Origin of the sequence: Kocuria sp. NBRC 114282 (assembly GCF_030268385.1) — a bacterium.
GTDB classification, from domain to species: Bacteria; Actinomycetota; Actinomycetes; order Actinomycetales; family Micrococcaceae; genus Kocuria; species Kocuria palustris.
Genome location: NZ_BSQO01000009.1, coordinates 77,119 through 86,553, shown reverse-complemented (window position 1 = coordinate 86,553; position 9,435 = coordinate 77,119). Strand labels below are relative to the sequence as shown.

The following is a 9,435-nucleotide window of genomic DNA, read 5'->3' as shown; positions in this document are numbered from 1 at the left end:
TCGCGCCGTGACTGAACTGCCATCCTCGTGGCTCTCTCCCGAAGCTCGTCGGGGTACTTCCTCGGTGCTGCCATGCTCCTCATCCTCCCGTGGATTCAGAGCCTCCACCAGACCCGGGGCGATTCAGACTTCTACGACGCCGCCGCCCGCGCCGACATTGAGGAAACCAGCCGCCTGGCGACCACGATCGACACCTGGTGGCCAGCGGTGCTCGTCGCGCTCACCGAGGACGTGACCAACGCCCGCACCGAGGGCTTCAACCGGATCATCAAGCAAACCAAGCGTGTCGGAGGCGGCTTCACCAACATGGACAACTACCGAAGGCGCATCATGGTCCACATCGCCCTCACCCGAGGGCAGAGACCAGCAGCATGAAATCAGCACACGCCCCGCTCAAATGCGGAGAGCCCCATTATTGGGCCTCCGCGCAAACGCGCGATCCGCCAGTGACCCGGCAGATCGGCACCGACCTGCTCCGCCTTCTTCAAGTGCTGGCCTGGGATAGCCTCAGCGCATTCGGCCTCCTGTGTCTGCGCCGGACCAACCGCACGACGAAAGCGACCCCGCCTTGTCCCGCACCACCCTCTTCCACGGTGCCACGGTCTTCACCGGAGAGGCCGCCTCCCCCACCGCCGAGGCCTTCGCCGTGCAGGACGGACGCTTCCTGGCGGCAGGGACGCAGGACGAGGTGCGCGCAGTCGTCGGGCCCGACGCCGTGGAGGAGGACCTGCACGGGGCCTTCGTGCTGCCGGGGTTCTGGGAGTCCCACGTGCACATGACCATGCTGGGCGAGGCCCTGGACAAGGTCTCCCTGCGCGAGTGCGCCACCCTGGACGAGATCCAGCAGCGCATCGCCGAGGCGCGAGCCGCCGACCCGCAGGCCACGCAGATCCTCGGCGCCAGCTGGTACCCGCATGCCTTCGCCCCGGGTCAGCAGCCCACGGCCGCCATACTGGACGCGGTCGTCGCCGACATCCCCGTGATCCTGGACGCCAACAGCCTCCACGCCGCGTGGGTGAACACCGCCGGGCTGGCGGCCCTGGGGATCACCCGAGACACCCCGGATCCACTGGGCGGTCAGATCGTGCGCGACGCCGACGGCGAGCCCACCGGCCTGCTGCTCGAGAACGCCGCGATCGAGTACGCCTGGGGGTATCAGGCCGCGCACTCCACCGAGGCTGATCAGGACCGCTTCCTGGACAACGCCTTCCGCTCCTACCTGGCCAGCGGCACCACGGGCGCCACGGACATGGGCTTCAGCGACTCGGACCTGGCGGTCTTCCGTCGTCGGCTGGAGCGCGACGGCCGCCTGCCCTTCCCCGTCGACGCCCACTGGATGCTGCGCCCCACCGGCGACCCGGAGGCGGATCTCGCGGAGGTCGAGCGGGTGGCCGCGATCCGCGACGAGATGGCCGCCGAGTTCGGCACCCAGTGGCTGCGGATCGTGGGCGTCAAGCTGATCCTGGACGGAGTGATCGACGCCTGCACCGCCGCCATGCGCGCCCCGTACGTGGGCGGCGAGCTCCCCGATCCCCTCTGGGAGCGGGAAGCGGCCCTTCGGGTGACCACCGCCGCCGACGCCCGCGGCCTGCAGCTGGCGCTGCACGCGATCGGCGACCAGGCCAGCACCCTGGCGCTTGACCTGGTCGAAGAGTGCGTGCGCGTCAACGGGCCCCGGGAGGGACGACGCCCCCGCGTGGAGCACCTGGAGTCGGTGGCTCAGGACACGATCGAGCGGATGGCGCAGCTGGGCGTGACTGCCTCGATGCAGCCGGTGCACTGCGACCCCGCCGTCCTGGACAACTGGAAGGCCATGCTCGGCGACGACCGCGCCGTGCAGGGCTTCCCTTGGCACCGCTTCCGCGAGGCCGGCGTGCCGATTGCGCTGGGCACCGACGCCCCCACCGCTCCGCACCAAGCCGCGCGCAATCTGTTCATCGCGCTCACGGCCCGCTCCGCGTTCGACGCCGGCCGGGATCCGTATCAGCCGGAGAGGGTCTTCGATCCGGCCGATGCCCTGGAGGCGCTGACGTCGGCCGGGGCCCGGGCCTCCGGGCGCGACGGCACCGGGCGGATCGCTGCGGGGCTGGCCGCCGACTTCTGCGTGCTGGATCTGAACCCACTGACCGATGACCCCGACGAGCTGCTGGAGATGCAGGTGCTGCGCACGGTCACCGGCTGATCCGGTTGTCAGCCCTGCTGCTCGGGCTCGGACGGCATCCACACCTCGGACTGCGAGTCCTCGGGGTAGTGGTGGTCGCCCGGGATGGTCTGCATCCCGCAGCAGGCCGGCCGCGACTATGATACAGATCACATAGACGACGCCCGCCCCTGGCCCCCACCGGGAGCCGCACCCGCCCCCGAGCCCAGGAGCCCTCATGTCCCTCACCGACGCCCAGACTGCGCGCACAAGTCAGGAGCTGCGCCGCCATCTCGAGGTCTCGGACCTGACGCGTCAGCAGCTGTGCGAGTGGCTCGACCTGTCGCCGTCCGAGCTCGAGCACGTCCTGCAGATGGACGGCCACGCCCACCCCGTGACGACCTGGCTGGTCCGCGATGCGCTCGACCAGGCGGTCGCCGAGTCGGGTGCCGACGCCGGCGGCTGGTCGGTGCTCACAGCAGCCCGGCGCCGTGAGGCCCGCCTCTGGTTCCGCCTGCAGGACGTGCCGCCACGGCCCATGACCGGCCAGCCATGAGCGGAGGGTGCCGAAAGCCCCAAGGACATGTATCAGCAAGAAAAGGATTGCGGCAGCTGGGGTCCGTCTGTAACGTGCAGCACAAGAAGACTCTTCTCCACCCAGCTGACCCTCGGCTCACGGCCTGATCCTCCGGGCGCGGTGCCCGACGGCGGCGGAAAGCCTGATCCCCATGGCACAGGACCACCAACCACCTAGCAGCGTTGCCGCGGTCGGCCAGGCACCCTCTGCAACCCGGGAGCTCGCAGGCCGCCTGCGCACCCCCGAGGTCGCTGCGATATCCGTGGGCTTCATGGGCCCCGTCATGGCCATGAGCCTCAATGGGATCGGCGTCGCAGGCCTCGTGGGCGCAAGCGTCCCCTTCACGTTCGCCGTCTCGTTCCTGGGCACCATGCTGGTGGCCTACGCCTTCATCCGGCTCACGGGCTACGTGACCCACGCTGGGTCGGTCTACGCGCTGTCCGGGGTGACCCTGGGCGCCCGAGCCGGCTTCTTCGGCGGCTTCGCGCTGCTGGGCACCTACCTGTTCTTCGCGGTGTGCATCGCCGGGGCCTGCGCCGTGTTCTTCCAGGCCATGATGGCGGAGCTCGGCCTGGCCTTCGCAGACGGGTTGTGGATCCTGATCCCGGTGGTGGTCGGCGCGCTCGTGCTGGTGCTCAACCTGCGCGAATCGGCCGTCACGGCCCGCACTCTGCTGGCCATCGGCATGATCGGCATCCTGGTGATGCTGATCCTGGGCGTCGTCATCGTCGTGCGCGTGGCCTCGGGGAGCGCCCCGGTGTCCACGGGGCTGGACCTGTCCACGCTCGCTCCTGGCGGAGCTCCGCTGTCGGCCATCATGACGGCCTCCGTGTTCGGCTTCCTGTCATGGGCCGGCTTCGAGTCGGGGACGTCGCTGTCCGAGGAGGCCGAGGACCCCAGGAAGACGATCCCCCGCGCACTGGGCGCAGCCGTGGTGCTGGCCGGCCTGATCTACACGTTCATGATGTTCGCCCAGACCATCGGCTTCGGCACCGACGAGGCCGGAGTCGCCGCCTTCGCGGGTGCCTCTTCGACCCTGACCACGCTGTCGTCGACCTACATCGGAGCGTGGTTCGCAGTCCTGATCTCCGTGATCGCGTTCCTGGTGGCCTTCGCCTCTCTGCTGTCCTCGACGGCCGCCGCGGCGCGCCTGCTCTTCGCCCTGGCCCGCGACGGCTTCGGCCCGGCCGTCCTCGCCCGGACCAGCCCGAGCACCGGCGTCCCCGGCCCGGCCGTCGTGCTGGTCACGGCGTTCACGGTCATCGTCGCCTGCCTCTCGGGCGTCCTGGGTGCCGGCTCCGTGGATGTCTACTACTGGTTCGCCACCATCGCCACGCTGTGCATGGTGGTGGCCTACGGCATGACCAGCGTGGGCATCATCCGCTTCATCCTGCGTCCGGGCAGCGCAGTCCCGCGCTGGGAACTGATCCTCCCGGTGCTCGGACTGGCCTACCTGGTCTTCGTCTACGCGGTGCAGATCATCGGCCAGGAGGCGCCGTACACCTGGTTTCCCTGGATGGCCGGGGCATGGTGCCTGATCGGTCTGATCATCGTGATCGCCCGCCCGGCGCTGGCCGAGCGCATCGGCAAGCGCATGACGGCCGAGGACCTGGGCTGAGGTCTCCGGCTGAGGATCTCAGCCGTAGAGCGGACCGCCTCGGCTGAGATCTCTTCAGCAGCAGCCCGGTGACGTCGGCTCACCAGCCGCCGAAGCCGGCCGCGGCCTGAAGGTCAATGCGTCCGCCTTCGACATCCGCGACGGCCTGCCCCAGCAGCTCGATCCCGTGCAGCAGCTGCTCGGAGGTGATCGTCAGCGCCGGGGTGAGCTCGATGATGTTCGACTCCGGACCCACCGGATAGGCCACCGCGCCCAGCTCGAAGGCCCGATGGACGACGGCCGCGGTCTCGGCATCGGCGGCCGACCCGTCCGCCCGGCGCAGCTCGATCCCGGCCACGATGCCGCGGCTGCGCACATCGTGGATCAGCTCGTGACGCCCGGCCAGCCCTGCGAGCGCCGCAGACAGCTCCCGCCCCAGCTCGCCCGCACGCCCGATCAGGCCCTCGGCCTCAAGCGTCTCGAGCACTGCCAGCCCCGCTGCCGCACACACCGGGTTGCCGGCCAGCGTCAGCAGCGAGGCGCCCGGCGCGGCCTCCCACACCTGCCGCGGGGCGATCGCCGCGGAGAGCGGCATGCCGCCACCGAGGCCCTTCCCCAGGGTCACGACGTCGGCGACGACCCCGTCGCAGCCGCTGGCCAGCAGGGACCCGGTGCGGCCCATGCCGACCTTGACCTCATCGACCATGAGCAGCGTCCCCGTGCGATCGCACGCCTCTCGCAGCGCAGGCAGGAACGCAGGTGAGGGGACGATCAGCCCGCCGTCGGCCATGATCGGCTCGACCGCAGCGGCCGCGAAGCGCTCGGTCTCCAGCGCAGCCACGGCGGCCTCGACATCGCCGTAGGGCACCTGCTCGACCCCGGGATCCATCGCTATGCCGTCAGCGGCATAGAAGCCGGAAGCATGCTGCGCCGGTCCCAGTCCGCCGTGGTACGAGTTCTCGAAGACCAGGATCCCGGGCCGGTCCGACCAGGCCCGGATCGCCCGCAGGGCAGCGGAGTTGGCGTCGGATCCGCTCAGCCCCAAGTGCACGGCAGCCTGACCGCGCCCTGCGGACAGGGGCACGACCTCGAGCAGGTTCTCGGCCAGCCGCGTGCTCGCGGGGTTGGCGGCCGAGAGCACGCCCACACTGGGCATCCGCGCCGCTTCGGTCGCGATCGCCTCGACGACCCGGGGGTGCGCGTAGCCCACCGCGGCTGCGCCCCAGCCCGCCGACAGGTCGATCAGCTCCCGACCCGCCGGGGAGCACAGCACGCTTCCGCGAGCGTCTTGGACCTCGAGCGGGAAGAACCGCAGGTGCTCGGAGACAGCGATGACCGCAGCATCGCGCGCGTAGAGGGATCCGTCGGTCAGGCCGACCTCCGTCGAATCCATGCTGCTGCGCGTCATCGTCGCTCCTTCCAGGGCCGGGGGGCCCGCGATCAGCTGTGCGATTCAGCTCCCAGATCCATCTCGATCATCTGCGCGGCGGCGAGGTAGCCGGCGCACATGGCCTGGGCGACGTGGCGGACGTCGTCGTCGCCGGGAAGGAAGTCGCTCGTGTGCAGACCGCCACCGGCCCCCGTCCCCACGAACATCATCAGCGCCGGGAGCTGCTCCCCGTAGAACGAGAAGTCGTCCGAGCCCAGCGAGCGCAGGGAGTCCGAGATCGAATAGTCCCGACTCTCCAGGTGCACGCGCGAGAGCTCGGTGAGCCCCGGGTGGTTGTCCAGCACCGGCTCCCCCGGGGTGATCGTCACCTCGGCCCGGCAGCCATGGGCTGCGGCGACCCCGGTGGCCACGGACTGCAGCTGCTCGCGCAACAGTCCGCGGGTCTGCGGATCCAGAGCCCGCAGGGTCCCTCGGGCGCGGGCGGTGCCGGGGATGACGTTGGCGGCCTCCCCCGCGATGATCGAGGAGACCCCCAGCACCGCCGAGCGCATGGGATCGACCATCCGGCTGACGACCGCCTGCAGCGCCACGACCACCTGGGCCGTTGTCAGCACCGGATCCACGGCCAGGTGCGGATAGGCGGCGTGACCGGGGGAGCCGGTGATCTCCACGACGAACTCGTCCGAGGCCGCATTGACGCCCCCGGGCACGCACGCCACCTGCTGGTGCCCCAGCGTCGGCTGGATGTGCGCGCCGATCATGGCTGCGCACTCCTGATCGCGCAGCACGCCGGCGGCCATGATGTCCTCCGCGCCGGAGGGATAGGTCTCCTCCCGAGGCTGGAGCACCGCCAGCAGCGAGTGCGGCACTCCGATCTCGTCGACGGCCCCGGCGAGGGCGACCAGAGCGGCCATGTGGACGTCGTGCGCGCACGCATGCATGACACCGCCGTTCCGCGACTCCCATTCCACGCCGGTGGTCTCATGGATCGGCAGCGCGTCCATCTCACCGCGCACGCCGATCGCCGGGCCCGGCCTTCCGAGCCGCAGCACCGACCCGGTCCTTGCAACATCCGTTCTGGTCATCCCCTCGGGCAGGGCGGCGACGACGGCATCGCGCGTCGGGGCCTCCTCCCCGGAGAGGCTGGGACGCCGATGCAGCTCATGCCGCAGTTCCACGGCGGCGGGCAGGTGCCGCTCCAGCGCGTCCCACAGGGGTGCGGCGTCCATCGAAGCAGTGCGCTCCTCTCTCATGCGCGGGACTGGGCCTCGCGCGTCTCGTCCAGTCCGTAGACACGGCATGCGTTGTCCCGGCCGATCATCTGCAGGATGCGCTCGGGCTCCTCCTCGGGCCAGTCTCCCTGATCCACCCAGCGATCCATGACGGCGGCGGTGGCCCGACGCCACAGCAGGGAGCCCAGGTAGTGCAGCTCCGGGGGGCCCCAGGCATCGGAGGAGTACAGCAGCTTGGAGAACGGGGTCAGCTCCATGGACTCGGCGACGATCTGGCGGCTGGCCGCCCCCGAGTAGTTGATGCTCAGCCCCACGTCGCAGTAGACGTGCGGGAAGACCTGGGCCAGGTAGCCGGCATTGCGATGGAAGGGGTAGCAGTGCAGCAGCATGATGCGGCTGCCTGAGCCCTCGATGTCGCGCAGCCAGCTGGTCAGCAACAGAGGATCGCAGCGGTGCAGGTCAAGATCGGGATCGCCGTAGCCGCAGTGCAGCTGGATCGGCAGCCCGGTGTCGCAGGCGACATAGAGCAGCCATCGCAGCAGCACCGGATCCTCCACGCGCAGCCCCTCGCCCTCGACGAGCTCGCCCAGCCACCGGCGCGCGGCAGCCAGGACCTCGTCGGGGCTGGGACGACGGGGCTCGAAGTCGAAGCCGAAGCGGTAGGCGATGATCGACTTCCAGCCTGCGGCCTTCTCGGCAGCTCGGGCCACAGCCGCCTCGAAGCTCTCCTGCAGCTGCTCCGGCGCGCAGTCCACAGCAACCTGCTCCAGCAGCGCCTCCAGACGCACGATCTCGTGGACGGAGCCGCTAAGGTGCCCGCGCATCTGTTCCGGGCTCCAGATGGAATCGGTGCCGAAGCCCGTGTCGACCACCCAGTCGGAGACGCCGGCGCCCTCCAGGAAGAGCTCGGCCAGCTCATCGGCCGTGCTCTGGCTGCGACGAGCCACGTAGGCCTCGGGCGAGGCCCCTGGCTCAAGGCCCAGCAGCGGCGCACAGTGCTGGCGGATCGCGAAGCCCACCTGGGAGTCGAAGACCGTGGTCCCCTCCGGGATCGGGCGATCCGACTCGGTGAGCAGCATCTCGAGCTGCTCGCGCGTGACGTCGCCGGACAGGGGGCCATGCACGTGGTGATCCACGAGCCGGATGCGCTGTGCGGACTCCCAGGTGCCCCGCGGGCTCGCGGCCGAAGTCTCAGTACGCATCGGCGACCTTGGCGCACAGCTGCTCGTCGGTCAGACCCTCGACCGCCCGCAGCTCGGCATGCTTGATGTGCAGGTAGGTCTGCAGCAGATCGGGGTGGAACCACCCGGACGCGATCTCGTCGCTCGCGAGGCACTCGAGCGCCTCCGAGACCGAGGCAGGCAGCCGCGGGACGTCGGCCAGCTCCTCGCTGGCGGTCTCCTCCGGCCACACCCGTTCCGGCTCGTAGTCGCGGGTGATGCCCTCGAGACCCGCCCGCACCAGGGAGCCCAGCACGAGCCACGGGTTCGATGTGGCGTCGGCGGCACGGAACTCCAGGTTGAGCTGCTGGGTGGGATCGCCGCCCCCGATGGTCGAGGTAGGGCATATGCGCAGAAGCGACTCGCGGTTGCGCTCGCCCAGGAAGATCCCGCCCACGCTCCAAGTGTCCGGAGCCAGGCGCAGGTAGGAGTTCGGCCCGCAGGCGCTCAGCGCCGTGAGCGCCTTAGCGTGGCGCAGGATGCCAGCTGCGAACTTCTGACCGATCTGCGAGAGGTTCGCCGGGCCCCCGTCGTCGTACAGGACCGGCGCGCCCGTCTTGGCGTCATGCAGGGAGAGGTGGACGTGGACGCCGTTGCCGCCGGAATCCGGCGCAGACAGCGGCGCGAAGGTCACGCTGCGGCCGTGGCGCTGCGCGAGGTCGTGGATCAGGTCCCTGAGCAGGATCGCCCGATCCGCGGCGACGAGCCCCGGGGCCGGCTTGAGGGTGATCTCGTACTGCTGGGTCCCGTACTCGGGCAGCCAGTTCTCGGGATCGAGCCCCACGGCGTCGAGCAGCTCCACGAGCTCGGTGCCGAACGGCTCCGCATCGCGGAAGCGGCGCAGGGAGAACGGGGCGCTGTCCGCGGCATCGCGGATCGTGAACTCGTGCTCGAAGGAGGCGATGATCTCCAGCCCCGTCCGCTCGGTGAAATCCTCGAGCGCCCTGCGGGCGAAAGTCCGGGGACAGCAGTGCCATTCCCTGCCGTCGGGGTGGCGCTGCTCGGCGAGCAGGAGACGGACCTCGGGCTTGTCCTGGCCTGCGGGGATGTCGATCCCCGTTGTCGCATCTGGTACGAGGCGCAGGTCGCCGGTCGAGCCGAAGACATTGCCGTCGGCGATGTGGCCGAAGCAATCGATCGCGAGATTCGCGGGGACCCACCCGACTCCGCGACGAAGGGCCCGAGTGGTGTCGGCGGAGGGCACCGCACGACCTCGGGTGTGCCCCACCAGGTCGTTGGTGGCGATGAAGGTCAGGGTCGGAGCAGCCATGGTTCCTCA

Annotated in this window: 8 protein-coding genes; 4 read left to right on the top strand and 4 right to left on the bottom strand. The window is 70.3% G+C overall.

The features are described 5' to 3' along the window. The first annotated feature begins 72 nt into the window (after positions 1-72). The 4 genes from QSJ40_RS11985 (at position 73) to QSJ40_RS11970 (ending at position 4,335) form a co-directional block, all read left to right on the top strand. Positions 73-375, top strand: coding sequence for a transposase (locus QSJ40_RS11985; protein ID WP_285731173.1), 303 nt, complete (start codon positions 73-75; stop codon positions 373-375). 193 nt (positions 376-568) lie between these two features. Continuing rightward, complete coding sequence (locus QSJ40_RS11980; RefSeq protein ID WP_006214334.1) at positions 569-2,182, top strand: amidohydrolase; 1,614 nt, start codon at positions 569-571, stop codon at positions 2,180-2,182. Positions 2,183-2,378: 196 nt separating this feature from the next. Next, the gene (locus tag QSJ40_RS11975) at positions 2,379-2,696 is read left to right on the top strand and encodes a DUF2316 family protein (RefSeq protein ID WP_006214336.1); all 318 of its coding nucleotides are present in this window, start codon (positions 2,379-2,381) and stop codon (positions 2,694-2,696) included. Between the two features lie 172 nt (positions 2,697-2,868). After that, entirely contained in the window at positions 2,869-4,335 is a 1,467-nt protein-coding gene (locus QSJ40_RS11970) for an APC family permease (RefSeq protein WP_081609477.1), read from the top strand. 79 nt (positions 4,336-4,414) lie between these two features. On the opposite strand, the gene QSJ40_RS11965 is transcribed toward QSJ40_RS11970, so the two are convergent. Genes QSJ40_RS11965 through QSJ40_RS11950 form a run of 4 tightly spaced genes read right to left on the bottom strand, consistent with a single transcriptional unit; the run spans position 4,415 to position 9,426 of the window. Next, positions 4,415-5,722 carry an aspartate aminotransferase family protein gene (locus QSJ40_RS11965; RefSeq protein ID WP_006214338.1) on the bottom strand — a complete coding sequence of 436 codons (1,308 nt, stop codon included), beginning with the start codon at positions 5,720-5,722 and terminating at the stop codon, positions 4,415-4,417. A gap of 32 nt (positions 5,723-5,754) precedes the next feature. Next, complete coding sequence (locus tag QSJ40_RS11960; protein ID WP_006214339.1) at positions 5,755-6,933, bottom strand: M20 metallopeptidase family protein; 1,179 nt, start codon at positions 6,931-6,933, stop codon at positions 5,755-5,757. Between the two features lie 20 nt (positions 6,934-6,953). After that, positions 6,954-8,138 (bottom strand): amidohydrolase family protein, encoded by a 1,185-nt coding sequence (locus QSJ40_RS11955; protein ID WP_006214340.1) that lies wholly within the window; start codon positions 8,136-8,138, stop codon positions 6,954-6,956. Then, positions 8,128-9,426: a type I glutamate--ammonia ligase gene (locus QSJ40_RS11950; protein WP_006214341.1), complete on the bottom strand. Its 1,299-nt coding sequence runs from the start codon at positions 9,424-9,426 to the stop codon at positions 8,128-8,130. Before QSJ40_RS11950 ends, QSJ40_RS11955 begins: the two co-directional genes overlap by 11 nt. Positions 9,427-9,435: the final 9 nt, after the last annotated feature.

Coding starts and splice junctions, on each gene's coding strand:
- QSJ40_RS11955 (WP_006214340.1), bottom strand. CDS start 8,138: ATGCGTACTGAGACTTCGGCCGCGAGCCCGCGGGGCACCTGGGAGTCC.
- QSJ40_RS11950 (WP_006214341.1), bottom strand. CDS start 9,426: ATGGCTGCTCCGACCCTGACCTTCATCGCCACCAACGACCTGGTGGGG.
- QSJ40_RS11965 (WP_006214338.1), bottom strand. CDS start 5,722: ATGACGCGCAGCAGCATGGATTCGACGGAGGTCGGCCTGACCGACGGA.
- QSJ40_RS11960 (WP_006214339.1), bottom strand. CDS start 6,933: ATGGACGCCGCACCCCTGTGGGACGCGCTGGAGCGGCACCTGCCCGCC.
- QSJ40_RS11975 (WP_006214336.1), top strand. CDS start 2,379: ATGTCCCTCACCGACGCCCAGACTGCGCGCACAAGTCAGGAGCTGCGC.
- QSJ40_RS11970 (WP_081609477.1), top strand. CDS start 2,869: ATGGCACAGGACCACCAACCACCTAGCAGCGTTGCCGCGGTCGGCCAG.
- QSJ40_RS11985 (WP_285731173.1), top strand. CDS start 73: ATGCTCCTCATCCTCCCGTGGATTCAGAGCCTCCACCAGACCCGGGGC.